At 72.1% G+C, this 26218-nt stretch carries 27 protein-coding genes; 19 read left to right on the forward strand and 8 right to left on the reverse strand.

The genetic code is table 11. From position 1 onward, the window contains the following. Nucleotides 1-170 precede the first annotated feature (170 nt). Complete coding sequence (locus HNR40_RS22270) at nucleotides 171-1340, forward strand: DUF418 domain-containing protein (RefSeq protein WP_184964352.1); 1170 nt, start codon at nucleotides 171-173, stop codon at nucleotides 1338-1340. On the opposite strand, the gene HNR40_RS22275 is transcribed toward HNR40_RS22270, so the two are convergent. Then, nucleotides 1325-1912 (reverse strand): helix-turn-helix domain-containing protein, encoded by a 588-nt coding sequence (locus HNR40_RS22275; RefSeq protein WP_312896475.1) that lies wholly within the window; start codon nucleotides 1910-1912, stop codon nucleotides 1325-1327. The genes HNR40_RS22270 and HNR40_RS22275 overlap by 16 nt on opposite strands. Nucleotides 1913-1999: 87 nt before the next feature. On the opposite strand from HNR40_RS22275, the gene HNR40_RS22280 reads away from it, so the two are divergent. From HNR40_RS22280 to HNR40_RS22290, 3 genes are read left to right on the forward strand one after another with little or no spacing between them, the layout of a single operon-like run. After that, nucleotides 2000-2626 (forward strand): SAM-dependent methyltransferase, encoded by a 627-nt coding sequence (locus tag HNR40_RS22280; RefSeq protein WP_184964355.1) that lies wholly within the window; start codon nucleotides 2000-2002, stop codon nucleotides 2624-2626. Between the two features lie 16 nt (nucleotides 2627-2642). Next, on the forward strand, nucleotides 2643-3086 hold the full coding sequence (locus HNR40_RS22285) for a DinB family protein (RefSeq protein WP_184964357.1): 444 nt from the start codon (nucleotides 2643-2645) through the stop codon (nucleotides 3084-3086). Between the two features lie 28 nt (nucleotides 3087-3114). Beyond that, entirely contained in the window at nucleotides 3115-4140 is a 1026-nt protein-coding gene (locus tag HNR40_RS22290) for an alpha/beta fold hydrolase (protein WP_184964359.1), read from the forward strand. A gap of 8 nt (nucleotides 4141-4148) precedes the next feature. Here the strand turns inward: HNR40_RS22290 and HNR40_RS22295 are convergent, their stop codons facing one another. Continuing rightward, nucleotides 4149-4829 (reverse strand): TetR/AcrR family transcriptional regulator, encoded by a 681-nt coding sequence (locus HNR40_RS22295; RefSeq protein WP_184964360.1) that lies wholly within the window; start codon nucleotides 4827-4829, stop codon nucleotides 4149-4151. A gap of 102 nt (nucleotides 4830-4931) precedes the next feature. On the opposite strand from HNR40_RS22295, the gene HNR40_RS22300 reads away from it, so the two are divergent. Both HNR40_RS22300 and HNR40_RS22305 read left to right on the forward strand, forming a co-directional pair. Continuing rightward, a complete protein-coding gene (locus HNR40_RS22300) occupies nucleotides 4932-5657 on the forward strand; it encodes an NAD(P)-dependent oxidoreductase (RefSeq protein ID WP_184964362.1) in 726 nt (241 codons plus the stop codon). Then, nucleotides 5654-6373, forward strand: a complete 720-nt coding sequence (locus tag HNR40_RS22305; RefSeq protein ID WP_312896476.1) for a DUF4386 domain-containing protein — start codon at nucleotides 5654-5656, stop codon at nucleotides 6371-6373. The genes HNR40_RS22300 and HNR40_RS22305 overlap by 4 nt, the downstream gene beginning before the upstream one ends. On the opposite strand, the gene HNR40_RS22310 is transcribed toward HNR40_RS22305, so the two are convergent. Beyond that, entirely contained in the window at nucleotides 6374-7192 is an 819-nt protein-coding gene (locus HNR40_RS22310; protein WP_184964364.1) for a class I SAM-dependent methyltransferase, read from the reverse strand. It lies immediately after the preceding gene. A gap of 183 nt (nucleotides 7193-7375) precedes the next feature. On the opposite strand from HNR40_RS22310, the gene HNR40_RS22315 reads away from it, so the two are divergent. From HNR40_RS22315 to HNR40_RS22325, 3 genes are all read left to right on the forward strand, one after another. Further along, nucleotides 7376-8080, forward strand: a complete 705-nt coding sequence (locus tag HNR40_RS22315; RefSeq protein WP_184964366.1) for a VOC family protein — start codon at nucleotides 7376-7378, stop codon at nucleotides 8078-8080. A gap of 106 nt (nucleotides 8081-8186) precedes the next feature. Then, a complete protein-coding gene (locus HNR40_RS22320) occupies nucleotides 8187-9437 on the forward strand; it encodes an MFS transporter (RefSeq protein ID WP_184964367.1) in 1251 nt (416 codons plus the stop codon). Nucleotides 9438-9443: 6 nt separating this feature from the next. Beyond that, a complete protein-coding gene (locus tag HNR40_RS22325; protein ID WP_184964368.1) occupies nucleotides 9444-10568 on the forward strand; it encodes an ArgE/DapE family deacylase in 1125 nt (374 codons plus the stop codon). A gap of 6 nt (nucleotides 10569-10574) precedes the next feature. On the opposite strand, the gene HNR40_RS22330 is transcribed toward HNR40_RS22325, so the two are convergent. After that, entirely contained in the window at nucleotides 10575-11363 is a 789-nt protein-coding gene (locus HNR40_RS22330) for an alpha/beta fold hydrolase (RefSeq protein WP_184964371.1), read from the reverse strand. Nucleotides 11364-11461: 98 nt separating this feature from the next. Here HNR40_RS22330 and proS point away from each other — a divergent pair, with 98 nt between their 5' ends. Continuing rightward, nucleotides 11462-12895 carry a proline--tRNA ligase gene (gene proS / locus HNR40_RS22335; RefSeq protein WP_184964373.1) on the forward strand — a complete coding sequence of 478 codons (1434 nt, stop codon included), beginning with the start codon at nucleotides 11462-11464 and terminating at the stop codon, nucleotides 12893-12895. 3 nt (nucleotides 12896-12898) lie between these two features. On the opposite strand, the gene HNR40_RS22340 is transcribed toward proS, so the two are convergent. Continuing rightward, nucleotides 12899-13771: a LysR family transcriptional regulator gene (locus tag HNR40_RS22340; protein ID WP_184964375.1), complete on the reverse strand. Its 873-nt coding sequence runs from the start codon at nucleotides 13769-13771 to the stop codon at nucleotides 12899-12901. A 72-nt stretch (nucleotides 13772-13843) separates the two neighbouring features. On the opposite strand from HNR40_RS22340, the gene HNR40_RS22345 reads away from it, so the two are divergent. The 4 genes from HNR40_RS22345 to HNR40_RS22360 are packed head-to-tail and all read left to right on the forward strand — an operon-like array spanning nucleotide 13844 to nucleotide 18382. Next, on the forward strand, nucleotides 13844-14512 hold the full coding sequence (locus tag HNR40_RS22345; RefSeq protein WP_184964377.1) for a type 1 glutamine amidotransferase domain-containing protein: 669 nt from the start codon (nucleotides 13844-13846) through the stop codon (nucleotides 14510-14512). A gap of 45 nt (nucleotides 14513-14557) precedes the next feature. After that, nucleotides 14558-14710, forward strand: coding sequence for an acylphosphatase (locus tag HNR40_RS56430; protein ID WP_312896477.1), 153 nt, complete (start codon nucleotides 14558-14560; stop codon nucleotides 14708-14710). Then, on the forward strand, nucleotides 14710-14847 hold the full coding sequence (locus tag HNR40_RS22355; protein WP_184964379.1) for a P-loop NTPase family protein: 138 nt from the start codon (nucleotides 14710-14712) through the stop codon (nucleotides 14845-14847). The genes HNR40_RS56430 and HNR40_RS22355 overlap by 1 nt, the downstream gene beginning before the upstream one ends. Before the next feature lie 13 nt (nucleotides 14848-14860). Further along, nucleotides 14861-18382 (forward strand): AfsR/SARP family transcriptional regulator, encoded by a 3522-nt coding sequence (locus tag HNR40_RS22360; protein WP_184964381.1) that lies wholly within the window; start codon nucleotides 14861-14863, stop codon nucleotides 18380-18382. Here HNR40_RS22360 and HNR40_RS22365 read toward each other — a convergent pair. Continuing rightward, a complete protein-coding gene (locus HNR40_RS22365) occupies nucleotides 18375-19592 on the reverse strand; it encodes a serine hydrolase domain-containing protein (protein WP_184964383.1) in 1218 nt (405 codons plus the stop codon). The two genes, HNR40_RS22360 and HNR40_RS22365, sit on opposite strands and share 8 nt — an antisense overlap. Before the next feature lie 154 nt (nucleotides 19593-19746). On the opposite strand from HNR40_RS22365, the gene HNR40_RS22370 reads away from it, so the two are divergent. From HNR40_RS22370 to HNR40_RS22390, 5 genes are all read left to right on the forward strand, one after another. Further along, the gene (locus HNR40_RS22370) at nucleotides 19747-20745 is read left to right on the forward strand and encodes a hypothetical protein (RefSeq protein WP_184964385.1); all 999 of its coding nucleotides are present in this window, start codon (nucleotides 19747-19749) and stop codon (nucleotides 20743-20745) included. Between the two features lie 89 nt (nucleotides 20746-20834). Beyond that, nucleotides 20835-21575 (forward strand): SDR family oxidoreductase, encoded by a 741-nt coding sequence (locus tag HNR40_RS22375; RefSeq protein WP_184964387.1) that lies wholly within the window; start codon nucleotides 20835-20837, stop codon nucleotides 21573-21575. A gap of 84 nt (nucleotides 21576-21659) precedes the next feature. After that, nucleotides 21660-22040, forward strand: coding sequence for a hypothetical protein (locus HNR40_RS22380; RefSeq protein ID WP_184964389.1), 381 nt, complete (start codon nucleotides 21660-21662; stop codon nucleotides 22038-22040). Between the two features lie 52 nt (nucleotides 22041-22092). Next, nucleotides 22093-23265 (forward strand): bifunctional alpha/beta hydrolase/OsmC family protein, encoded by a 1173-nt coding sequence (locus HNR40_RS22385; protein ID WP_184964391.1) that lies wholly within the window; start codon nucleotides 22093-22095, stop codon nucleotides 23263-23265. A gap of 120 nt (nucleotides 23266-23385) precedes the next feature. Next, a complete protein-coding gene (locus HNR40_RS22390) occupies nucleotides 23386-23874 on the forward strand; it encodes a hypothetical protein (protein WP_184964393.1) in 489 nt (162 codons plus the stop codon). Nucleotides 23875-23883: 9 nt separating this feature from the next. Here the strand turns inward: HNR40_RS22390 and HNR40_RS57295 are convergent, their stop codons facing one another. Then, nucleotides 23884-25557: an alpha/beta fold hydrolase gene (locus tag HNR40_RS57295; protein WP_184964395.1), complete on the reverse strand. Its 1674-nt coding sequence runs from the start codon at nucleotides 25555-25557 to the stop codon at nucleotides 23884-23886. A 69-nt stretch (nucleotides 25558-25626) separates the two neighbouring features. Continuing rightward, nucleotides 25627-26184, reverse strand: coding sequence for a TetR/AcrR family transcriptional regulator (locus tag HNR40_RS22400; protein WP_184964397.1), 558 nt, complete (start codon nucleotides 26182-26184; stop codon nucleotides 25627-25629). Nucleotides 26185-26218 lie beyond the last annotated feature (34 nt).

The raw sequence follows: 26218 nt of genomic DNA on the forward strand, positions 1-26218 counted from the left end.
ATACCGGCCGCGGACCGTTACAGAATCTATGGATTACCTCTGGACGGCCGATGGGAAAGCGGAAACAGACCTACGGAAGCCGCCTCTAGAGTCCCCTGCTGACCAGCTCATACGTCCCATGGAATTCACATGGCACATTCGAATTCCGCGCTTTTGGAGGGCCACCTGAAATGAATCATCCCGCGCACACTAAAGTCCGGGGGCGGCTGCTCGGCCTGGACGCCGTAAGGGCGCTGGCCATTGTGGGCATGGTCTACATACACATCGGCCCGACCGGTTGGCTGAGCCCGGCCCCGATGGCGGACAAGCCGGCCTCCCTCAACTGGATCGAACAGCTCGTCTCCAACCGGTCGATGAGCCTGTTCGTGCTGATGGCCGGGATCTCGGTGGCGCTGATGACCGGCGGGCCGACGCCGCTGGCGACGGCCAGGAAAAGGCTCGCGATCCGCGCGGCCATGCTGCTGCTGATCAGCCTGTGCGTGGATCAGCTGTCCGGGCTGAACCTGTCCATCCTGGAGTACTACGCCGTCTGGCTGCTGATCCTGACACCGCTGGTGCGGCTGCGGCCCACGACGCTGCTGACCGCGGCCGGCGTCACCGGCCTCATGCTGCCCGTCTTCTCCTTCGTCGTGCTCAACTACGGCCGCGACTGGCCCATCTCCCCCATGGCCGGCGGCGTCCAGCCCTCGATCGGCCTGGCCGTGCTCGTCCACCCGGACGAGTGGCTCGCCAAGCTCCACGGGCTGCTGATGGGCGGCGGGTTCCAGACGCCGTACGCGATCCCGCTGCTGCTGGCCGGGCTGGCGATCGGGCGGCTGGACCTGCGCAGCCCCGCCGTGCGCATGAAGATGGCTGTCGTCGGCGCGGTGCTGGTGGCGGTCTGCTGGCTGGTGTCGTGGTTCGCGCTCGGGCCGCTGGGCGCCGAGGCGGCGCTGGCCGCCATGAGCGGGCCGATGCAGCCGCAGCCGTGGGCCTCGGTGCTGGCGCTGCCGCCGTCCCAGCTCTACGCGCTGAGCATTCCGATGGCGCCGATGATGGTCGGGGTCGGCCTGCTGCTTCTGGCCGGGCTGCTGACGCTGCTGGAGCGGCCCGTCTGGCAGCGGGTACTGCTGCCGCTGACCGCCACCGGCAGCCTGGCGCTGACCTGGTACGCCGCCCACCAGATCTTCATTCAGCGGGTGGCCGGCGAGCCGCCCTTCTCGTTCGTGCTGTTCGCGGGGATGGTCGTGTTCGCGCTTGTCTTCTCCCCGTTGTGGCTGCGTCTGGTCCGCCGGGGGCCGCTGGAGTGGCTGGTCCACCGGGTGATCGTGCTGGCCGTACCGGGTCAGCGGCGTTCGTGAGGGTGCGCGCGCACGTGCGCGCGCTCGCCTTGCAGTCCGAACAGGATGAGTAGCTCGACCGCTCCCCCGTCGGCGGAGCCGAGCCAGTGCGGCAGGGAGGTGTCGAACTCGGCCGCCTCACCGGCCGGCAGCGTCAGGTCGCGCTCCCCGAGCACCAGCCGCAGCCGGCCGCTCAGCACGTAGAGCCATTCGAAGCCGTCGTGGGTCTGCGGGGTCGGTTCGAGCGGTTCCGGCACGGCCGGGATGATCATCTTGAACGCGTGCACCCCGCCCGGCCGCCTGGACAACGGGATGAAGATCATCCCGAATCGTTTCACCGGCTTCAGATGGATGCGCGGGTCGCCCGTGCGCGGTGCGCCGACCAGATCGTCCAGCGGAACGTCATAAGTGCGCGCCAGCGGCAGCAACAACTCCAGCGTCGCCCGGCGCTGCCCGCTCTCCAGCCGGGACAGGGTGCTCTCCGACACCCCGGTCGTCGCCGCGAGGTCGGCGAGGGTCAGGCCGCGTTCCCGCCGCAGCGTACGCAGCCGGGGCCCCACTCCGTCGAGCACGTCATCCGTTTCCTGGTCCACGGGGCCATCTTGCCAGAACCGCAAGTTTCCTTGCCGAATCATCGTGAGCCCGGCGAACCTGGGCACGTCACGACGGAAGGAACCTCGATGAGCACCACCGATGCGGCCACGTTCTGGGACGGCGTCTACACGGCCCGCCCGGCCGCCACCGACCCCCGGCCCAACGACCGTCTCGCCGAGACGGTCGCCGACCTGCCGCCCGGCGCCGCGCTGGACCTCGGCTGCGGCGCCGGCGGCGACGCGCTGTGGCTGGCCCGGCGCGGCTGGCACGTCACCGCCGCCGACATCTCGGCGGTGGCGGTCGGACGGCTGGCCCGCCTCGCCCGTTCCCGCGGCCTGGGTGACCGGGTCGTCGCCGAGCGGCATGACCTGCGCGAGTCGTTCCCGCGGGGCGGGTTCGACCTGATCTGCGCCCACTACCTGCACACGCCGTTCGACCTGGACAGGGCGAGCCTCCTGCGGACGGCCGCGCACGCGCTGCGCGTGGACGGGCGCCTGCTGGTCGTCGACCACGGCTCGGCCACGCCGTGGTCCTGGAACCAGGATCCCGACGCCCGGTTTCCGGCCCCGCTGGAGGTCGCGGCCGAGCTCGATCTGGACCCGGCGGCGTGGACGGTCGAACGGTCCGGCGCGCCCCGCCGGATCGCCACGGGTCCCGGCGGGCGTACCGCCGAGGTCACCGACCACGTCCTGCTCATCCGCCGCACGGCCTGACCTTAAGGAGACCACGATGGCCCGCCGTAGAGACACTCCGCCGCCACGGACCGGGGGCAGCGAGACCGAAGTCCTGCGCGGCTTCCTCGACTACCTCAGGACCTCGATCGCCGCCAAGGTCGACGGCGCTCCGGAACCACAGGTCAGAACAGCGGGCGTGCCGTCGGGCACGAACCTGCTCGGTCTGCTCAACCACCTCACCTTCGTCGAACGCGCGACGTTCCTCGGGGAGAAGGTCACCAACTGGCCGGCGACCTTCCGGGCCGCGCCGACCGACAGTGTCGCCGACGTCGTCACCCGCTACCGGGAGACCGTCGAGCGCGCGAACGAGGTTCTCGACCGCAACACCGACCCGGCCGGCGTCCGCTGGGCGCTCGTTCACATGATCGAGGAGACCGGCCGCCACGCCGGCCACGCGGACATCCTCCGCGAGCTGATCGACGGCGCGACCGGCCGCTGACTCCACCACTCATCCAGGACAGGAACACATGAACTCCGCACCACGGCCACGCCGTCTTCTCCGCGCGCTGGCCTCCACCACGCTCGCCGTACTGCTCACGATCGGCGCGGGCGCCTGCGCCACACCGGCCGCGAGCCCCGCACCCGCCACGCCCGCTCCCGCCTACTCCGTCGCCACCCGGAACGACCCCCAGTTCACGAGCACGTTCCGGCACGAGTTCGCCGACGTGAACGGCGTCCGGATGCACTACGTGGCCGGCGGCAGCGGCCCGCCGGTCGTCCTGCTGCACGGCTGGCCGCAGACCTGGTACGGCTGGTGGCCGATCATGCCGGAGCTGGCCAAGCACCACACCGTCTACGCCGTCGACCTGCCCGGACTGGGTGACAGCACCGGCTCCCCGACCGGCTACGACAAGGCCACGCTCGCCCGCTACGTCCACACCCTGATGGCCGACCGGCTGGGCGTGCGGGACGCCAGCGTGATCGGGCACGACCTGGGCGCCGCCGTGGCGTTCCAGTACGCCGCCCAGTTCCCCGCCGACACCGCCCGCCTCGGCTACCTCGACCTGCCGCTGCCGGGGCCCGGCATCGACGCGCGCACCTACCGCTCGCTGAGCTGGCACATCGCCTTCCACTCCCAGCCGAAGGTCCCCGAGACGGTGGTGGGGAACGACGTCCGCGACTACCTGGCCCTGTTCTACCCCCAGGTCTCCTTCGGAGGGACCGCGTTCGGCGGCACCTCGACCCGATCGCCGTTCACCGAGGCCGAGATCAACGAGTACGCCAGGACCTACAGCCGTCCCTCGGCCCTGTCCGGCGGGTTCGAGCTCTACCGCAGCCTCGACAAGGACGTCAGCGACGCCAAGGCGGCGAAGCCGGTGCGCGTCCCGGCCCTGGTCATGAGCGCCCAGGGTCAGATCAAGGCGATCCGTGCCACGGTGTCCCCGCGCCTGACCAACATCGTGCGGGCGGTGGACGTGCCGAAGGCCGGGCACTGGCTCATCGAGGAGAACCCTCAGTTCGTCACCAAGGAACTGCTGCGCTTCCTCGCCTGAGACACCGGCTACCGCCAGCCTTCCCGGCCGCGTTCCAGCCCGTCGAGGATCAGGCCGAGGCCGACGTCGAACTCCTCCTTGTACGCGTAGTCCCCCTTCAGTCCCCGGTCCGCGAGCATCTCGCTGAGGTGCGGGAACTCCTCGTGTGGCAACTGCTCCATGATCGAACCCGCCACGTCCTCAAGGCCCGCCGACGAGGTGAACGGCAGGCTCAGCTCCTGGAGGGTGAATCCGTAGATGTAGCTGTCCAGGACCGACATCGCGTGTGAAGAGCCGGCGATCGAGAAGCCGCCCGAGCGCAGGCAGCCGATGACCGCGTTGTGGTGACGCAGGGTCGCCCGGCCGGGGTTCGTGCGTGAGTCCATCAGGCGGATCGCCCACGGGTGGCGGGTGAGGGCGTCGCGCATCGAGGCCGACCTGAGGCGCATCGCCGCCTGCCAGGGAAGGTCGCCGGGCGGGAGTTCGATCTCGCTGAAGACCAGGTCGATCATGCCGTCGAGGATCAGGTCCTTGTTGCGGAAATGGTGATAGAGCGACATGGCCTCGATGCCGAGGCGGTCGCCGAGCCTGCGCATGCTCGGCACGCCGGTGCCCGCCTCGTCGGCCAGCGCTACCGCCGTACGGATCACCACCTCTTTGGTGAGCGTGTTGCGCCGGGGCGCAGGCGTGCCGGCTGTCTCGGTGTCCACGACGTTCTCCTGCCTGTTCTGCTGGGACGGCTTGACAACCTTACACTGCAAGGTTCTACCCTTACGCCGTAAGTGTAGCCGTAGCGAGCAAGGGAGAGCGCCGTGAAACCAGGCAATGCCGGCCAGCCGGGAGCGGGGAAGAAGGTGTGCGTCGTCGGCGCGTCCGGGAAGCTCGGGCGCTACATGGTGCAGCACGCGCTGGACCGGGGATACGAGGTCGTGGGCGTCTGCCGGGAGCAGAGCGTGCCCAAGCTCGCCGACTTCGACGGGCGCATCACGGTGATCCCCGGGGCCACCAACACCCCCGAGGTCATCGCGCGGGCGGTGAAGGGCTGCGACGCCGTCCTCACCGTGCTGGTGCCCTGGGGCAGGAAACGCTATGCCTCCGGTACGGCCCAGGCCGTACTCGACCACGCGCGACAGGACGCCCGCCTGGTGTTCTCCTGCGGCTGGCACATCACCCGCGACGGAAAGGACGTCTATCCCCGCACCTTCAAGTTCTACGCCGCCGTGTTCGGCCGGCTGGCGAAGATCGCCGGGGTCGTGGACGTGGACGACCAGGTGGAGGCGTGCCGGAGAATCTTCGCCAGCGACGCCCGCTGGACCGTCGTGCGCGGCAGCGACCTGGAGGAGGGCGACAGCCAGGGCCTGCCGGTGTGGAGCCGGCACGTGGGCGACCCGATCCTCGCGAGCAACATGACCCGTCGCGTGGACTACGCCCGCTTCATGGTCGAGGCGGTGGAGGACGACGACCTCGTCCACGAGGCCCCCGCCGTCGTCGGCCGGCTGACCCCCTCGGCCCTCGCGCACGCCGGCGGTCCGGCGTGAGCGCCGTCATCGCCGCCGCCCCGCGCGCGGCCCACTCCCCGAGGAAGCTCGCCAGGACCGCCGGCTTCTTCTATCTGATCGTCTCGGCGTTCACCATCTTCGCCGGGCTGGTCAACACGCGCATCGTCCAGTCAGGCGACGCGGCGGCCACCGCCGACAACATCAGGGACTCGGCCGGGCTGTTCCGCCTCGGCTTCACCGCCGAACTCGTGGGCGCCACGGCCTTCCTGCTGACCGGCATGACCCTGTATCTGCTGCTCAAACACGTCAACCAGGTGGCCGCCGCCGCCATGGTCACCGTCGTGGCGGTCAGCGTCGCGATGCAGAGCCTCAGCCTGCTCAACCAGCACGCGGCGCTGAAGATCGCCACCGGCCGGGTGGACACCGGCGCCTTCGGCGAGGCGGGGTCCGACCAGTTGACGCTGCTGTTCGCGGGCCTGCAGGGCGACGGCTACCTGATCTCCCAGACGTACTTCGGCCTGTGGCTGCTGCCGCTGGGGTACCTGGTCGTCAAGTCGGGCTACTTCCCCAAGGTGCTCGGCGTCCTGCTGCTGATCGGGTGCTGCGGCCACCTGGTGGACGTGTTCGCGCGCTTCCTGGCCCCCGATCTCGGGGCGGCGATCTCGCTGTTCGCCCTGACTCCGGCGGCGGTCGCGGAGCTCTCGTTCGTGGTGTGGCTGCTGGTCAAGGCTGTGCGCGTACCTGCCGGCGCGTAGTCATCGTTTCTTCGGGCGGGCCGCCCAGACGGTGCGTTCCGTGCGAACCGCGAGGTCGTCGCGGCGCAGGATGCTGTGCGGGCCGTCGGTGTCGAGCAGCCGGTCGAGCGCGGCGAGGTCTTCTGGCGCGAGTACGTCGACGACGCTCCCACGAATGCGGCGCAGGCTGCCGAGGGCGTAGCGGCCGACCGTCTCGCTGCCGGAGCCGTCGATGTTCACGGTGAGCGTGCGTTCGCCCTCGACGACGAATCCGGCGGCGGTCAGCTTCGGCCCCCAGTCGGCGCCGCGGTGCGGCACGTGCTCGGCGTGGAAGCGGGCGCCTGCCGCGTGGCAGCGTTCTTCCAGGCCGGGGCGGTCCCGCGGGGCGTACTCGGGCAGGAATCTGGGGAAGCCGGCCAGCTCGACGACGGCGAGCAGCCCGCCGGGCGCGAGGAGGTCGCGGACCTCGCGCAGCGCGCGGTCGGGGTCGGCCAGGTGGTGCAGGGAGGCGGAGGCCCACACGAGATCGGGCGTGCCCAGGTCGGGCCAGTCGGTGTCGAGGTCGGCCTGGATCGTGACCACCTCTCGCGCACCCGCCTTCTCGCGCAGGCGGTGAAGGTGCTGGGGCGAGGAGTCGACGGCGATGACGTGCGCCTCGGGGAAACGGGACAGGAGGGCGAAGGTGCCGGCGCCGGTGCCGGAGCCGAGGTCCACGATCTGGCGAAGGGGCGGGGCGATCGGCAACCAGTCGATGATGGCGGCAAGGTGGTCGGCGAGGACTTCGGCGTCCAGGTCGAGGATCTCCGCCTGGTCGTGGTGGGAGGCGTCGTGTGGGTGCATGGCCCCACGGTAGAGCGGGTATGCGCAGGTGGCACAACGTCTTGCCGGATCCGCAAGGCGATGGGCGTCCGCGCTGCTGGACACGCAAGGCGCCGGATAAAGCGTTGGCGGCGCCGTCGGCCAGCCGACTAGCGTGGCGTCGGTTACACCCCTGACCGTAATTCATCTGATGGGAGTCGCCGGATGACCTCTCAGTTCGCCGCGCTCTGCTTTGACGCGAACGATCCACTCCGTCTCGCCCGCTTCTGGGGCGAGCTCATGGGCCGGGAGGTGGCCGAGGACCCCCGCGACGGCGTCGTGCTGTTGCCGGGCGCCGGCACCGAGTTCCCGATCCGGTTCCTTCCGACCCAGGCCAAGAAGCTGGGCCCGAACCAGGCCCACTTCGACCTGACGAGTGATTCGCCCGAAGGCCAGGAGCGGACGGTCGCGAGGGCGCTCGAACTGGGCGCCGAGCACATCGACGTCGGCCAGCTGCCGGAAGAGGGCCACGTGGTGCTGGCCGACCCCGAGGGCAACGAGTTCTGCGTCATCGAGTACGGCAACAAATTCCTGGCCGACACCGGGTTCATCGGAGCGCTGTCCTCCGACGGCACGCAGGCCGTCGGGTACTTCTGGAGCGAGGCGCTGGGCTGGCCGCTGGTCTGGGACCAGGACGAGGAGACCGCGATCCAGTCGCCGCACGGCGGTTCGAAGATCACGTGGGGCGGTCCGCCCGTGGCGCCCAAGCTCGGCAAGAACAGGCTTTACTACGACCTGTCCGCCGCCGGTCAGGCGGAGATCGACCGTCTCGTCTCCCTCGGCGCCACGGTGACCGCTCAGGGCGAGGGAGACCGGGTGGAGATGACCGACCCCGACGGCAACGAGTTCCTGGTGCTGATCTCCCGATAACGGGCGACGGGAATCTCTCAGGTCGCTCAACCGTTCGAAGGTTTTGCTGGTGATCCGCGTTTGGCCGGGCCGCCCGCGCCCCGATCCAAACGCAGAGGAAGACGACATGACCACGACCACCGGCTGGCGGCGCAACGTCGCCCTTTTCCTGACCGGGCAGACCGTTTCTCTGTTCGGCTCGATGATTGTGCAGTACGTCGTCATGTGGTGGGTGACGCTGCAGACCCAGTCCGGGCTGGCGGTCGCCCTCTACGCGGTGGCGGCGTTCCTGCCGCAGGGCGTGGTGTCGATCTTCGGCGGGGTGCTCGCGGACCGGATGAACCGCCGCGTGCTCGTCATGGTCGCCGACGGCGGCATCGCCGCGGCGACGCTGGTGCTCGCGATGTTGATGGCCAACGGCGTGACCGACCTGTGGATCGTCCTGCTGGCGGTGGCGGTGCGCTCGGTGGGAGCCGGAGTGCAGACGCCCGCGGTGCAGGCGATGATCCCGCAGATCGTGCCCAGTGAGCACCTGATGCGCGTCAACGGGATCTTCCAGACGATCCACTCGGCGATGGCGCTGCTCGCGCCCGCCGCCGCCGGAGCGATCTTCGCCGCGTTCGGCGTCGTCCCGGTCTTCTTCCTGGACGTCGTCACCGCGGTCATCGGCATCGGGCTGCTCGCCATGGTCGCCGTCCCGACGCTGGAGCGGGTGACCGAGTCGACCGCCTCTTACCGGCAGGACCTGGTCGAGGGCATGCGCTACATCAAGAGCCAGCCGGTCGTGCGCTGGCTGCTCGTCGTGTACGCGACGATCTTCCTGCTCACCGTGGCGCCCACGTTCATGACGCCGCTGATGGTCGCGCGCAGCTTCGGCCGCGAGGAGTGGATGCTGGCCGTCCTGGAGGTCGCCTTCAGCGTGGGCATGCTGCTCGGCGGCGTCCTGATGTCCACGGTGCTGGCCAAGCGCAGCCCGGTGGGGCTGATCCTGACCGCCGTCTACGGTTTCGGGCTGGCGACCATCGCGCTCGGGCTGAGCACCAACCTCTGGGTGTTCTACGGGTTCATGTTCGTGATCGGGCTGCTGGTGCCGCCGTTCTCGACGCCGTTCATGACCTTGATCCAGGAGACCGTCGAACCCGGCATGCAGGGGCGCGTGTTCAGCTACGTCACGATCGTGATGGCCCTGGCCACGCCCATCGGCACCGTGGTCTTCGGGCCGCTGGCCGACGTGGTCAGCGTGGAGATCCTGCTGATCGCCGCGGGCGTGGCTGCGGTCATCGCGATCGCGTTCGCCGCCCGGCTGCCGTCCGGCCGCGCCACCATGGCCGCCGCGCGGAAACTGGGCACCGAGCCGGTCGCCGAGTCCGTACCCTGATCACTCATGGACCCCGCAAGCGTTCTGGAGCGGTTGATCGCGCTTGACTCCGTCAATCCGGACCTGGTGCCGGGCGGGGCGGGAGAGAGCGCCGTCGCCGCATTCTGCGGCGAGTGGCTGGCCGCTCGCGGCTTCGAGGTCCACCGGCTGGAAGAGCGTCCCGGCCGGCCGTCGCTCGTGGCCGTCGCCCGGGGCACCGGCGGCGGCCGGTCGCTCATGCTCAACGGCCACCTCGACACCGTGGGCACGGCCGGCTACGACGGCGACCCCCTCGGCCCGCGTGTCCACGACGGCAAGATGTTCGGCAGGGGCGCGTTCGACATGAAGAGCGGCATCGCGGCCATGATGGTCGCCGCCGCCCGCGCCCGCGACCGCAGGCCACGCGGCGACGTCATCCTCGCCTGCGTCGCCGACGAGGAGCACGGCAGCTTCGGCACCGAGGAGGTGCTGAGGTCCTTCACCGCCGACTCGGCGATCGTCACCGAGCCGAGCCACCTTGAGGTGACCCTGGCTCACAAGGGATTCGCCTGGTTCGACGTGGTCATCGAGGGCCGCGCGGCCCACGGCTCGCGGCCCGACCTCGGCGTCGACGCCATCGCCAAGGCCGGCCACTTCCTGGTCGCGCTGGAGAAACTCGGCACGCGGCTGGCGCGGAGCCCGGCCCACCCGCTCCTCGGGGCCGGGACCGTCCACGCGTCCGTCATCCACGGCGGCCGCGAGCCCTCCACCTACCCGGCCGAATGCCGCATCACGGTGGAGCGGCGCACCGTCCCCGGCGAGGACCCGCGGGCGGAGCTGACCGCCCTGCTGGACCACCTCGCCGCCACCGTGCCCGCCTTCCGCTACCGGCTGGAGCCCGGACTGCGCCGCGATCCGTTCGAGGCGGACCCGGAGGCGGAGGTGGTCCGCGCGGTGACCCGCCACGCGCGAGCGGTCCTGGGCCGTCCGCCCGCGGTCCGCGCCGAACCCTTCTGGACCGACGCCTCCCTCCTGGACCGCGCCGGCATCCCCTGCCTGCTGTTCGGCGTCGACGGCGGGGGCGCGCACGCGGACGTCGAGTGGGTGGACCTCGCCTCCCTGGACCACCTCACCGACGTCCTCACCCGCGTCATCGCCGACTTCTGCGCCTGAGGCGACTCACTCGGGCATAGGGGCGTCCAGGAAGGTCAGCACGACCTGACGGACCACGTCGGTGTGGCCGAGCCCGTTGAAGTGGGTCGTGCCGGGGAAGACCGCGAGCTGTGAAGCGGGCACACCGGTGAAGTCGCCGTTGACGTCGCCACCGCGCAGCCGTAGGAACTCCACGGCGTGGTCGAGCTTGACGGCGTCGCAGTCGCCCACGGTGAGCAGGGTGGGGGCGGCGATGGCGCGGACCTCGTCGTCCGACCAGCCGGCGAAGCCGGGGTCGAAGGCGCCGAGCTTGTCCAGCAGGATCTGCAGCCGCTCCGGGTGCGGTGACTTGGCGAGATAGTCCTGCTCCATGGGGGTGCCGGCGATCATGTCGACGGTCATCTCGCCCACGGCGTCGGTGTTCTCGGAACGGTCCCCGCGCGGATGGAACGACACCGACGAGATGACCGCCTTGCGGACCAGCTCCGGATTGCGGATCGCCAGGTGCAGCGCGACGGCGCCGCCGACGCTGAAGCCGAAGACGTCCACCTGGGGCACGTTCAGGTGGCCCAGCAGGCCGACCACGTCGGAAGCCAGGCCGGCGACGGTCAGCGGCCGGTCGATGTCGTTGGTGCGCCCATGCGCCTGGAAGTCGGCGGCGATCACCTGGCGGGTCGCGGCCAGGCCCGGGAGCAGCGGGCCGAACTGCAGGTCGATGTTGAACAGGCCGCCGTGCAGCAGGAGCAACGGCGTCCCGCCGGAACCGTGGATCTCGTAGTACATCCGCAAGCCGTTCACCGGCGCGTACCCCGTCATGATGTCCTCTCCTACGGCGAAAGTGACTACCCACCGTACGGCAGCGCCCGGGAAAAACCAGATGACCGGGGCACCCCACCCCTCGCTAACCTCCCTGCATGGGACGTGATGAACGCGGTGTGACACCTCAGAGCGAGGACTTCTCTGCCTGGTACAACGAACTGGTCGCCAAGGCCCAGCTCGTCGACCGGGGACCGGCGAAGGGCACCATGGTCATCCGACCGTACGGCTACCGCCTGTGGGAGCTTCTCCAGGCCGAGCTGGACCAGCGGATCAAGGACACCGGCCACGAGAACGCGTACTTCCCGCTGCTGATCCCCGAGAGCTACCTGCAGCGCGAGGCCCAGCACGTCGAGGGCTTCGCGCCCGAGCTCGCGGTCGTCACGCACGCGGGCGGCAAGGAGCTGGAAGAGCCGCTGGTCGTCCGGCCCACCTCGGAGACGATCATCGGCGAGATGATGGCCAAGTGGGTCTCCTCCCACCGCGACCTGCCCTTGCTGCTCAACCAGTGGGCGAACGTCGTGCGCTGGGAGCTGCGGCCCCGGATGTTCCTGCGCACGACGGAGTTCCTGTGGCAGGAGGGCCACACCGCGCACGCCGACGAGGCCGGTGCGATGCGGGAGACGATGCTGGCCCTCGGCCTCTACACCGAGGTCTGCCGCGACATCGCGGCGCTGCCCGTGGTGCCCGGTGAGAAGACCCCCGGGGAGCGGTTCGCGGGCGCGGTGCGCACGTTCACCGTCGAGGCCATGATGCGCGACGGCAAGGCGCTTCAGTCCGGCACCTCCCACTACATGGGGACGAACTTCGCCGACGCCTTCGAGATCCAATACACCTCGCAGGCCGGGCGGCTCGAACGGTGCCACACCACCTCGTGGGGCATGACCACGCGGATGATCGGCGCCGTCGTCATGACCCACGGCGACGACAAGGGATTGGTGCTGCCGCCTCGGCTGGCGCCGTACCAGGTGGTGATCGTCCCGATCGGCCGCGGCGAGGAGGTCCCGGCGGCGGCCCGCGAGCTGGCGGGCAGGCTGAAGGCGGCCGGTGTCCGCGTGCACGTCGACGACCGCGACCATCTCTCGCCCGGCTACCGGTTCAACGACTGGGAGCTGCGCGGCGCCCCCGTCCGGCTCGAACTCGGCCCGCGTGACCTGGAGTCCGGCACCGTGGTCATGGCCATGCGGCTGGGCCAGGAGGGCAAGCGGACGATCCCGCTCGGCTCCGTCGCCGAGATCATGCCCGGCGTGCTCGCCGACTTCCAGGCCTTCCTCCTGCGCCGGGCCACCGAGTTCCGCGAGGCCCGCACCCGCACCGCCGACACCTGGCAGGCGTTCGCCGACGGCGTCACCTCGGGCTGGGCCTCGGCCCCGCACTGCGGCCGCGCCGTCTGCGAGGACGACATCAAGGCCGAGACCGCCGCCACGCCGCGGTGCGTCCCGCTCGACGCGCCGCCCTCGGGCGGCGTCTGCGTCCGCTGCGGTCAGCCCGGCGCGTACGGCAAGCGCGTGCTGTTCGGCCGCTCCTACTGACCCTCACGACGACCAGTTCCGGCCTTCGGCCAGAAGATGATCCCGTACGGCGGCCGCCGCCGGATGCGTCACCCCAGCCCGAGACGCCAGGAAGATGGTGTTGAGCGGCGCGATCTCGGGTTCGAGGAGGGTGACCAGCCGGCCGGCCGCCAGTTCCCCCGCGCACAGGTATCGGGGCAGCACGCTCACCCCGGCCCCCGCCACCACGGCCGCCATCACGCCGCGCAGATCGGGCACGACCACGGCCGGTGAGCGCCCCAGCCGGGTCCCGAACACACTGCGCCAGTAACGGCGCAGGATCGGCAGGTTCTCCGCGTAGGCCACCAGCGGGGCCTCGTCCACCGCGTCCGGCGCCCACGAGGGCGCGGCGACCAGCACGAACTCCTCGTCGCACAGCGCCTCCACCCGCAGCCCGCCCCTGCGCGGCCTGACGCTGGACACGACCAGGTCCAGCCCGCCGTCGGCCAGGGTGGCCAGCAGCCCGTCCGGCAGCCCGAGCGTGACCCGCAGTTGCAGACCGCCGGTCACCATCACGGCCAGCGCGGGCAACACCCGCTCGCACATCAGCTCCGCGGGCCCGCCCAGGTGCACCGCCCGCCCGAACGCCGCGGCGGGGCCGCTCAGGTCGCCCATCACCAGTTCTTCCAGCGAGTCGAGCGGCGCCGCGATCCGCCGGGCGAGCTGGTCGGCCGAGGCCGTGGCCGCCATCCCACGCGGCAGCCGTTCGAACAACGGCCGCTTCAGCGCCGTCTCCAGCGCCTTGACCTGCGCGGTCACCGACGGCTGTGAAAGGCCGAGCAGTTCGGCGGCGCGGGTGACCGAACCGGACCGGTAGACGGCCAGGAAGGTCCGCAGCAGGTCATACGAGATGGACATATCAGAATTCTGATGCATACACGCGCTCTGTGCTATTGGATTCTGATGGCTTCCGCGGGCCATCATGGCCGCATGACGAAGCGCATCCTGATCGCCCTGACCAGCCACGGTGAGCTGGGCAGCACCGGGCGGCCCACCGGTTTCTACGTGTCGGAGGCCGCCCATCCGTGGGAGGTCTTCACCGCGGCCGGGTACGAGGTCGACCTGGTCAGCGTCGCGGGTGGCGAGCCGCCCCGCGACGGCACCGACCTGAACGACCCGGCCCAGCGCCGTTTCCTGGAGTCGGCCGCCGTGACCTCGACCCCGCGTCCCGACCAGGTGGACCCCTCCCGCTACGACGCCATCCTGTTCGCGGGCGGCCACGGCGCCATGTGGGACTTTCCCGGCAACACCGGACTCGCCGCCCTGGCGCGCGCCATCTATGCCGACGGCGGCGTGGTGTCGGCGGTGTGCCACGGCCCGGCCGGGCTGGTCGGCCTCACGCTGGAGGACGGCACCGCGCTGGTGGCGGGCCGGCGGGTGGCCGCGTTCACCAACGAGGAGGAGGCCGCCGTCGGGCTGACCGACGTGGTGCCGTTCTCGCTGGCCGACCGGCTGTCCGAACTGGGCGCCACGCACGTGCCAGGCCCGGACTGGCAGCCCCAGGTCATCCGCGACGGCCGCCTGGTCACCGGCCAGAATCCCCAGTCCGCCCACCGCGTCGCCGAAGAGGTCCTGGCCGCGCTCAAGCCGACCGCCTGACACTCAAGCCGTGCGCGTCCGCTGCGGCGGGCGCACACTGGGCGGGTGATACGGGTCGAGGGCGTCGTCCAAGGGGTCGGGTTCCGGCCCTTCGTGTACGCGCTGGCCACCCGCCTCGGCCTGACCGGAAGGGTGGGCAACGACGCCGCCGGCGTGTTCGTCGAGGCGGACCTGGTCCTGGCCAACACGATCACCTGATGCCGTACCTGGACTTCCCCCTCGCCACCTTCCAGACCCACCTGAGCCGCGTCAACGCCCACGCCCCCGTCCTGCCCCTGTCCGCTACCCGCGGCGACGGCACCTCCGCCTGGTACGACTGGCTGCGCGCGCTCTGACAGACTGCACGCCATGGCGAAGGTGACCGAGGCTGAGCTGCGGGCCGGCGTGCGGGTCGGCGTGCTCGGTTCGCTGGCGCTGGAGACCGCTGCGGGGCCGACGCCGGTCGGGGGCGCGCGGCTGCGGGCGCTGCTGGCCCGGCTGGCGCTGGCGGCCGGGCACGCGGTACGGCCGGCCGCGCTGATCGAGGACCTGTGGGACGAGACGCCACCGGAGGCTCCCCTGCACGCGCTGCAGACGCTGGTGTCGCGGCTACGGCGGCTGCTGGGCGACCCCGGGTTGCTGCCCTCGGGCCCGGACGGGTACCGGCTGGCCGTCGAACCGGACGCGGTCGACGCGCTCCGGTTCGAACGCCTGGCCCGCGAAGCACGCCGTACGCCCGCCGATGCCACGGTCATCTTGCGCGAAGCCCTGAGCCTGTGGCGCGGCCCCGCCCTGGCCGACGTGCGATCGGCGCCATTCGCCGCCGCGGAGGCCGAACGGCTGGAACGCGCCAGACTGGCCGTCCTGGAAGACCGCATCGAAGCCGACCTGGCACTCGGCCCCGACCTGCAGCTGGGGGCCGATCTTGACCGGGCGCCGAGTGCCGGTCTTGACCGGGCGCTGGGTGCCGATCTTGACCTGGTTGCCGAGCTTGAGGCGCTGACCGCCGCGCACCCGCTGCGCGAACGCCTGCACTCCCAGCTGATCCGGGCCCTGGCGCTGACGGGCCGTGGCGGTGAGGCGCTGGCCGCCTACGAGCGCATCCGCGCCCTGCTCGCGGAGAGTTTCGGCAGCGACCCCGGTCCCCACCTCCGGGAAGCCCACCTGGCGGTGCTGCGCGGCCAACCCCGCCGCCCTCCGGGCACCCCGGACCACCCGCCCGGCAACCTGGACCGCCCCTCCGGCAGCCCGGACCCCCTTCCGAGCAACCTGCACCGCCCGCCCGGCAGCTCGGACCGCCCTCCGGGCAACCTGGGCCGGCCACCCGGCAACCTGGACGTTCCGCTGACCAGCTTCGTCGGCCGCGACGATGACGTGCGCCGCGTGGCCGGGCTGCTCGGCCGGGTCCGGCTGGTCACGCTGACCGGTCCGGGCGGGTCGGGCAAGACGCGGCTGGCCAACACCGTCGGCAGGCGGCTCACGCCGAGGGGCGGGGTGTGGTTCATCCCGCTGGCCCCGGTGAGCGCCGACGACGTGCCCCGGGCGGTGCTCGACCGGCTGCGGGCACGCGAGGAGCCTGGTCCGGCGCGGCCCGTCGCCCCAGAGGAGATCGTGGACCGCCTTGCCGACAACCTCGCCGACGACGACGTGGTGCTGGTCCTGGACAACTGCGAGCACGTGATCGAGGCCGCCGCCACGCTCGCCGCCACCCTGCTCGGCCGATGCCCACGACTGCGGGTGGTGGCCACCAGCCGCGAACCCCTGCGGATCGACGGCGAGAACCTGCACCCGGTACTCCCACTGGAACTGCCGGACCCGGGCTCGACCACCGCACAAGCTCGGGCCTGCGCGGCGGTCCGGCTGTTCGCCGACCGGGCCGCCGCGGTGCGCCCCGGCTTCACCCTGGATGGCGACGCGCTGACGGCCGCGGTCGAGATCTGCCGCCGCCTGGACGGCCTGCCGCTGGCGATCGAACTGGCCGCCGCACGGCTGCGCGCCCTGCCGGTCGAGGCGGTCGCGGCCCGGCTGGACGACCGCTTCCGGCTGCTGAGCGGCGGCAGCCGTACCGCATTGCCGCGCCATCAGACCCTGAGTGCGGCGGTCGCGTGGAGCTGGGACCTGCTGGAGACCGACGAGCGGACCTTGCTGGAACGGCTGGCGGTCGTGCCCGGCACGTTCACCGAGGACGCGGCGGCGGCGATCGGCGGGACGGACGACGTCGGCGAGTTGCTGACGGCGCTGGTCGACAAGTCCCTGCTGCACCCGGCGGAGTCGGCCGACCCCCTGCGGCCGCGCTACCGCATGCTGGAAACCATCCGCGAGTACGGGCTGCGCCGACAGGAGCAGCCCGATGCCGTACGCGACCGCCATGCCCGCTTCTTCCTCCACCTGGCCGAGACCGCCGACCCGTACCTGCGCACCGCCGACCAACTGCGCTGGCTGGCCCGCCTGGACGCCGAGCGCGACAACCTGGCGGCCGCGATCCGCTGGGCGGCCGAGTCCGGCGACGCCGATCTCGCGGTACGGCTCGGCGTCGCGCTGAGCTGGTTCTGGTTCCTGCGCGATCATCCGCCGGAGTCACTGGACCTGCTCGGCCGGGTGCTCCAGGTTCGCGGCGCGAGCGATCCGGCGGCCCGCGCGCTGGTGGTCGCCGCCCATGCCCTCGCCACCACCGAGACCATCAGCCGTCCGGAGGAGAGCGAGGCGGCCTTCGCCCAGATCAGGACGGCGCTGGAGCTGGCCGCGCCCGGCGCCCACCCCGTCCTGGAGATGGCCGGGCTGGCTCTGGCCATCGGCTCGGATGCGAACCTGCCGAACCCCTCAGACGGGCGGGTGGACCTCCCGGGCTCCTCGGGGGAGCGCGGGGAACTGCGGAGCCGGCCCGGTGAGCGGGTGGATCTGCCGGGCCGCTCGGGAGAGCGGGCGGATCTGTGGAGCCAGCCGGGTGAGCGGGCGAATCTACCGGCCCTGTCGGGTGAGCGGGTGGATCTGTGGGGCCGGTCGCTCACGTTGCTGGTTCGCGGCGTGCTGACCATGAACGCCGGGCAGGCCGCCGATGCGGCGCAGTTGCTGTCGGAGGCGTTGACCGGGTTCGAGGGGGTCGGCGAGCGGTGGGGACTCGGGACCACGCTGAGCACCCTGAGCACGGCGTTGCGCCGGTCCGGCGACCCGGACGCCGCGCTGGGGATGGCCGAGCGGGCCGGCCGTTGCTTCCAGGAGCTTGGTATGGCCGAGCACACGATGGAGAGCGAGGTGGCCGCCGCGACGCATCTGGCCGAGGCCGGTGACGTGGAGGGCGGGCGGCGGCAGTTCGCGTACCTGCTGGAGCGGGTCGGGTCGGCGGAGTCGCGGGCCCAGGTTTGCCTCGGGCTGGCCCGGCTGGAGTGGCGGGCCGGGAAGCTCGACGCGGCTCGCGAGCATGCCATGGCCGGGCTGGCGGAGGCCGCGCCCGGCCGTTCGACGCCGCACCTGGCCGCGCTGCTGCTGGCCGTGCTCGCCCACGTTGACGCCGCCGAGGGCCACCCCGAGCAGGCGGTACGCCGCCTGGACCACCCGGCGGTGCACGTGACGCTGACGTGGAACACCCCGGTCGCCGCCACCATCGCGGTCGCCCTCGCGGCGGGACAACTGCTTGATCATCGTGAGCGTGCAGGACAACTTCTCGGGGAACAACTTGATCATCGTGAGCGGGCGGGGCGGCTGCTCGGGGCCGCGATCGTGCTGCGCGGGTGGGACGAGCCCGGCGACGCCGACGTGCGGGCGGTCACGCGGCGGGCCGCGGAGGCCCTGGGCGCGGCCGGGTTCGCGGCAGCCCATGCGGCGGGGGCGGCGATGTCGCGGGCCGAGGCCGAGGGCCTGGTGTCGGCGATCATCTCCGGGCCGGTCAGCTAGCCTGCGGCTTGCCGAACATCGTGCACGTCACCGCGCTCTGCAACGCCCGGGCGGCCTTGGCGATCTTCGGGTCGGCCTCGAACTCGGCCCAGTACTCCGTAGCTATGACGACGCTCGCCGTTCGCCCGCCGGTGCGGTCGGTGAGGGTGGTGGTCAGGTAGCCGGGCATGCCGCCGTCGTGACCCCAGAACGTTCCGCACGGGGTAGTGCCGGTCTGAACGCCCAGGCCGTAGCCGGGCCCGTCCGGCCGGGCCGGGTCCACCGGCACCGTCGTGCGCATCTGGGCGAGCTGGGCGGCGGGCAGCAGCTTGCCCGACATCAGCGCCCTGTGGAACCGGGCCCAGTCCTGCGTGGTGGACACCACCGCACCGGCCGCCGCGCCCCACCCGGGGTCGTGGCCGGAGACGTCCACGTGACCGTGGCGGCGCGGCCCGGCGAGGTCCCTGAACGCGGCCGGGACGCTCGGCGGCATGTGGGCGGCGTCGCGCTCGTAGCCGCGGGCGTGGGAGCCGCGCCAGGTGCCGTCCGCCGGGTAGTAGGTGTACTTGAGGCCGAGCGGGCGGGCGATCCGGTCGCGGATCAGGTCGGCCAGGCTCCGGCCGGTGACCCGTTCCAGGATGGCGCCGACGGCCGCGTACCCGGTGTTGCTGTAGGACCACTTCGTGCCCGGCGCGAACAGCGGCGGGTGCTTCACCCCCACCGCGAGCAGTTTGTCCGAGGTCCAGCGCCGCCGGTCCTTGCCGAGCATCGACGGTCGCAGCGCGGCGTCCTGGGTGTAGTCGAACAGCCCGCTGGTGTGGTTCAGCAGCATGCGCAGCGTGATCGCCCGGCCGTTGGGCACCTTGCCGGGCAGCCACTTGTCCACCGGGTCGGTCAGGGCGAGCTTGCCCTCGGCGACCAGTTGCAGTGCGAGGGTGGCGGTCATGGCCTTGGTGTTGGACCCGACCCGGAACTCGTCGCCCGCCTTGAGCAGGTGATCGCGCCGGGTCCACGCGGCCTGCTCGGCGATCTCGACCGGCCGGCCGCGGCCGTCGTCGACCCGCACGATCACGCCGGGCGCCCCGGCCTCCACCAGTTCGCGCGCCAGCCGCTGCAGGTGCGCGCCCCGCTTCTCGGTGCTTGGGTACGGCGGCGCGGCGGCGGCCGGGAGCGTCGCCGCCAGGCCCACGACCAGCGCGGACGCCACGACAGAAAGGACACGTTGCGACATGGACCGGTTCCTCCGGGTGCTAGGTGAAACGAACGACCCCACCCTCCGGCCCTCCACTCACAAACCGCACACAGCACGCTTTCAGCCACGTTCACTCCCCCGCCGTCCGGGGCCCGGCCGGTAGGCTGTCGGCCCCCGAGCCGAGAGGGGCCGCATGCGGGTGCCGGCCGTGATCGTCCTGCTGATCGCCTGCCTGTCGGGCGGCGGGCCGTCGAGGCCGGTGTGGGAGCTGACGCTCACCCAGCGGGCGGCCGTCCAGTCGATGGCGGCGACCGCGTCGGGTGAGGCGTGGCTGATCGGCAAGGACGGCGCGCTGCGGCGCTGGGACGGCCGCGCCTGGAGCCCGGCGGGCAAACCACCGCGCTTCTGGAGCGAGTACGGGAGCCTGGTCACCTCGCCCGCCGGTGACGACCTGTGGTTGTTCGGCGGGGAGCAGCCGCTGCAGTGGCAGGGCGGCCGGTGGGTGAGCAGGCCGTTCCCGCGCGGGGAGTTCGCCGTGGGGCCGCAGGCGGTGGCGGCTCGCGACCGGGTCTGGGTGGGTGAGCAGGGCGGGCCTGAGGACTGCGTCTGCGTCGGCGTCCGCTACTGGGACGGCACGGAGTGGCGTGACGTCGCTACCGGCGGCGATCAGAGCTTCGACACCCAGTTCACCAAGGTGGCGCCGCCCTGGCTGGTCAACCACGAAGGGATGCTGCGCTGGGAGAACGGGCGGCGGCGGCAGGTCGCGCCGCCGGTGACCTCGTTCGGGTGCCGCTCGTGGGAGGACTATGCGATCGAGCGCCTGACCTCCGGTCCCGGCGGGGCGTGGGCGGTGGCCATGGTGTCCAAGCCGGAGGCGTGCCTTGGTCACCACGGTGCGGCGCGGGTGTTGCTGCGCTGGGACGGCGCCGCCTGGCGGCAGGTCGAGCCGCCCCTGGACAGGACCGGGGTGGCGGGGCTGGCCGTGGACGCGACCGGCGGGTTGTGGCTGGCCGCCAATCCGTACGGCCGGCCGTACGTGCTGCGCTGGGTGAAGGGCACGTGGCGCAGGACGGTTCTGCCGCGCGGGAGCGGGATCACCCGGATCGCCCCCGAGCCCGGCACGGGCCGCCTGTGGGTGCAGGCGCAGGACGGCCCGCACACGCTGATCTACCGCCTGGGTGGAATCGCGTAGGTACGTGGCGAAGAATCCCGTTTACCGCGACTGACCTTCGGGGACCGGCCAAGGTGTCACAGGTTCGGAGGCGGACAGGAGGGTCAGTCATGAAGATCGTGGTGATCGGCGGAACCGGCCTGATCGGGTCGAAGGTCGTGGCAAGGCTGGGCGCGCAGGGTCACGAGGCCGTGGCCGCCGCGCCGAACACCGGCGTGAACACCCTCACCGGCGAAGGGCTGACGGAGGTGATGGCGGGCGCGTCGGTGGTGATCGACGTGTCGAACTCCCCCTCCTTCGAGGAGACGGCCGTCCTGGACTTCTTCCGCACCTCCACCGGCAACCTGCTCGCCGCCGGGAGCGCCGCCGGCGTCGGCCACCACGTCGCCCTGTCCGTCGTGGGTACGGAGCGGCCGCCCGGCAACGCCTATTTCCGGGCGAAGGTCGCCCAGGAGCAGCTGATCGAGAAGTCGTCGATCCCGTTCTCGCTCGTGCACGCCACCCAGTTCTTCGAGTTCGTGCGGCGGATCGCCGACGACGCCACCGAAGGCGGCCGGGTGCGGATGGCGCCGGTGTTCTTCCAGCCCATCGCGGGCGACGACGTCGCCCAGGTGCTCGCGACGGTGGCGGTGGGCACGCCGCTGAACGGCCGGATCGAGATCGGCGGACCCGAGCGGTTCCGGATGGACGAGTTCTTCCGCGAGACGCTGGCCGGGTGGGGCGACCCGCGCGAGGTGGTCACCGACCCGCACGCCCAGTACTTCGGAGCCGAGGTCCTCGAACGCTCGCTGGTCCCCGGCGACGGCGCCACCCTGGGCCCGACCCACTACCGCGACTGGGCCGCGAAGTAACACCCGCTCCGGTAGCAACGCCACGATCACCAGGAGCATCCCGGCTGTCGTCGGCCCAAGGTCATTCCAGGCTCAAATGCGGCAATGGTGCGAGCGTTGGCGGTCCTGGGCGTCCTCATCCTCGGCGACGTCATGATGGTGGCCTTGGTGGCCTTCCGAAGCACCGACGACCCCCGCTTCAGCGGCGCCGCAGCCGAGATGGAGGCGGTCGCCCGCACCTTGAAGGACGGCGAACGGCTCGGCCCCAGGACCGTCGGCGGGCTGGCGTTCGAGGAGGTCCGCCGCGAGCGGGGCGTGGTCGTCTTCCAGGAGGGCGAGAACCTGGCCAGCCCGTACGGCTACGCCTGGAGCCCCCAGGGCGATCCGGCCCGGCGCCTTGAGGACGCGGCGTGGTCGCAGGATCACGTCGACCACTCCTTCGAGCACCTGCGGGACGGCTTCTCCTCCTGGCAGGCGAGGCGTTGACGAAGGGGATCCGGGCGAGAGAGGCTCGGGGCGCTCCAGCACACTGGAGCGCATGAACCACACCAAGGTGCTCTTCCCCGGCTCCGGTGGGGAACCGCTGGCCGGCCGCCTGGAGCTGCCCTCCGGGCCGGTGGCGGCGACGGCGCTGTTCGCCCACTGCTTCACCTGCGGCAAGGACTCGGTCGCCGCCGCACGGATCTCCCGTGAGCTGGCGGCGCGCGGCGTGGCCGTCCTGCGCTTCGACTTCACCGGGCTCGGCGATTCGGGCGGGGACTTCGCCAACACCACGTTCACCTCCAACGTGGGCGATCTGGTGTGCGCGGCCGGCCATCTGCGCGAGACGATCGGGGCGCCGAGCATCCTCATCGGCCACTCGCTGGGCGGCGCCGCCGTCCTGGCGGCCGCGAATCTGATCCCGGAGGCCAAGGCGGTCGTCACCATCGGCGCGCCGGCCGACACCTCGCACGTGGAGCACCTGCTCGGCTCATCGCGGGCGGAGATCGAGGCGAGCGGGGTGGCGGAGGTGGTGCTGGCGGGCCGGCCGTTCCGGATCCGCGAGGAGTTTCTCGCCGACATCAGGCAGCAGGACCAGCACGAGCGCATCGCCGGGCTGCGCCGCGCGCTGCTGGTCATGCACGCGCCGCAGGACGAGCTGGTGGGCGTGGAGAACGCCAGGCTCATCTACGACGCGGCCCGCCACCCCAAGTCCTTCGTCTCCCTGGACGGCGCCGACCACCTGCTCACCGACCGCGAGGACGCCGCCTATGTGGCCGAGGTCCTGGCCGCGTGGGCCGGCCGCTACATCGACGTCGCGCCGGAGGCGGACGGCGAGCCGGGCGTGGTCACGGTGGAGGAGACCCGCGCGGGCAGGTACCAGCAGTCGGTCACGCTGGGCCGGCACCGGCTGATCGCCGACGAGCCCCGCTCCTTCGGCGGCGACGACTCCGGTCCCGGCCCCTTCGACCTGCTCCTGGCCGCGCTCGGCGCGTGCACGTCGATCACGGTCCGCATGTACGCCGACGCCAAGCAGATCCCCCTCGAACACGTCACGGTGACGCTGCGCAGGAAGGGCAAGGACACGGTCGTCAAGGACCTCGCGCTCACCGGCGACCTGACCGACGAGCAGCGGGGCAAACTCCACGAGATCGCCGACAAGTGCCCGGTGCACCGCGCCCTGACCAGCCCACTGACCATCGAACGGCCTGCGGACCCGCCGACCGGGTGAACGCCGCGCACCCGTCAGAACCGGCGGGCGCCGGCGCTGCGATAGATACAGCGTGAGACCGTTCCCCGCACTGGTCAGCTTGGTGGGCTTCGGTCAGGTGCTGCCCGGTGGGACGCGCTCGTGCTCATGTGCGTCTGCGGCACGCTGCTCGGCGGGGCGGCGGCGTTCGGGCTGGTCGACGCCATGTCCGCCGATCTCGGGGCCGCCGCGGTCCCGCGCTGGGTACGGCAGGCGTTGCGCTGCCTGCTGCCCGGCGGCGTGGCGATCGCGATCTGGCTGGCGGCCTTCGCCTATGTTCTGACCCGCCTGCCGGCCGACGCGCTGTTCCCGGTGGGCGACCTGCTCATCGAGGTGGGCGTCTGTCTCGGCATCGCGCTGGCGGCCGCGGCGAGCGCGGTGCGGTTCGCGCCGGGGCGGCAGGCGGCCATGGCGGCGGTGGTGGTGCAGATGGCGATGGTGCTGGGGACCATCCTGCTGCCGGAGCAGGTCCGGCTCTGGCCGGCGGCGTGCGGGTTCGGCTACTGGGACCAGGCGCATCTGTTCTGGCTGGCGATGCTGCCGCTGCCGTACCTGTGGCTGGTCTTCGCCGGACGTGACCTGCGGCGCTGAACCGTCGCCTCAGCGCCGTGCCGGCCGGGGCACCGCCTGCGCCACCTCGATCGGGTGCGTGAGCTGCGGGTAGTGACCGGCGCCGGCGATCTCGGTCACCGGATGTCCGGGCGTCGTGGTGAGCGGGTCGGCCGCGCCCGTCACGATCTGGACCGGAACACCCACCCGTTCGAGCAGGGCCCGGGAGTGCTCGCGTTCGGCGAAGGCCGTGCGCAGTGCCGCGATCACCCGGCGCGCCACCCCGGGCCGGTGCAGGTCCGCCGCGGCGCTCGCCACCGCCGGCCCGTCGGGAACACCGAGCGTCCCGGCGAGCTGGGTGGCCGACATTCGGCGCAGCTTCCCTACCGCCAGGCTCGAACGGGTGATCCGGGCGGCCGGTCCCTGCAGGAAGGCCGGGGCGATGAGGACGAGCCCGCCGACGCGCTCCGGGTGCGCGGCGGCGAAGCGCAGGGCGGGCCCGCCGGCCAGGGAGTGCGCGACCAGCACGGGACGGGTGCGCACCGGGCCCATCAGGCCCTCCATCCAGGCGTCCGTCGACGCGGCGGGCGCCGAGCGGCCCAGGCCGGGCAGGTCGGGGGCCAGGATCGGGCCGTCGAGGTGCGCGGCCGGCGGCGCCCAGAGGTCGGCGTTCATGGGCAGCCCGTGCAGCAGGACGTACGCGGGCCGGTGCCGTTCCCCGGCGAGCCAGGTGCGGCTGCCCGCGACGTCGTGGAACCCGTGGGGGCTCAGCGCGGGCGGCGCGGCGCCGAAGCGGGTGCCCACCAGGCCGTCGGCCCAGGCGCGCACCACGTCTTCGACCGGCGGCGGCTTCAGTCCAACCCGTGCGGCGAACGCATGAGCCGAAGCCGTCGGATAGCGCTCGGCCGACAGGAACGACAGCGTCTCGGGGTCGGCTCCGGTCACCGCGCGCGGCAGGCGGCGTAGCAGCCCGGCGGGAATGGAGCGCCGGGGCGCCCTCACTCCGAGGTGGGCGGCGATCAGGCCGATCAGCTCGGGCAGGGGCGGGGTGGCGTCGTCGAGCACCCAGTAGTGCTCACCCGCGGGCCCGGCCGGGACCTCGGCCAGGAAGCGCGCGAAGTAGCCGGCCTCGACGACCGGCACGAAGGTGTCGGGGCCGCCGGGCAGCGCGGGCAGTCTGCCGTTCCACAGGTCCCGCACGAGGGTGGCCGGGCCGATGTATTGGCCGGGCCCGATCACGGCGCTGGGGTTGGCGATGGTCAGCGGCACGCCGAGCTCGGCCGCCCGGGCGCGTACGGCGAGGTCGCCTTCGATCTTCGACGCCTCGTACGCGCCGAGCGCCGCGTAGTCCGGCGGCCCGCTCGCCCCGCTCACCCGGTACCCGCTGACGTGCACGAGGCGGCGCAGTTCCGGCAGAGTGGCGGCCCATTCGAGCACGTGGAGCGCGCCGCTGACGTTGGCCGCCCGCGCGTCCTGCCTGGTGAGGCCGAAGGCGTAGCGCCCGGCGGTGTTGTAGACGTCGCGCGCCGCGGGCAGTGCGGCGAGGGGGCGCGTGATGTCGGCGGTGACGACGCTCAGCCCGCCCGTCTCGACGCCGCGGGCGTCCAGCCACGCGGTGAGGGTGTCCTCGCGTACGGCGGCGGCCACCCGTTGCCCCCGTGCCAGCAGTTCGGCGACCAGGTGGCGGCCGATGAAGCCGCTCGCGCCGAAGACGATCGCGTCCACAGGGACTCCCTAAATAGATCGATCTACATATTTTGTGGGCAGAAAAAGAGTCCGCCACGGCGGGCGGGGTCAGCGCAGAAGAACGGCGATCTGGCGCGAGACGCGGTTCAGCGGTTCCAGGTCGCGATGGGTCCTGGCCAGCAGGAGCGCGCCCTCCACCAGCGCCAGGACGGTGACCGCGACGTCGTCGGCGTCCGGGCGGCCTTCCAGCCGGGCGCGCAGCGCGTCTTCCCATGAGCGGTAGACCTGCGAGCACACCTGCTGGAGCGGGTCGCTGGTGGCGGCCGTCTCCAGCGCGACGGTGGCGACCGGGCAGCCTTTGCTCCAGCCCGACTCCTCCAGCCGCTCGCCCAGGTGGCGCAGCATGCCTTCGGCGAAGTCGGCCACTGTGGGGGCGGTGTCGGCCAGGCGTTCCATGGCTTCGCCGATCTCCCGGCCGGCTCGCCGTACCGACTCGGCGACCAGCTGGTCCTTGCCGCCGGGGAAGTGGAAGTAGAGCGAGCCGCGGGGGGCGCCGCTGACCGCGATGACCTGGTTGAGCCCGGCGCCGAAGTATCCGGCGGCCTCGACCAGGCCCTGCGTCGCGTCCAGCAGGCGCTCGCGCGTCTCGGCTCCCTTGTGTCCCATGCCGCTCAAACTAGACCGGTCTACATATTTCGTC

It is taken from the genome of Nonomuraea endophytica (assembly GCF_014203235.1).
GTDB lineage: Bacteria > Actinomycetota > Actinomycetes > Streptosporangiales > Streptosporangiaceae > Nonomuraea > Nonomuraea endophytica.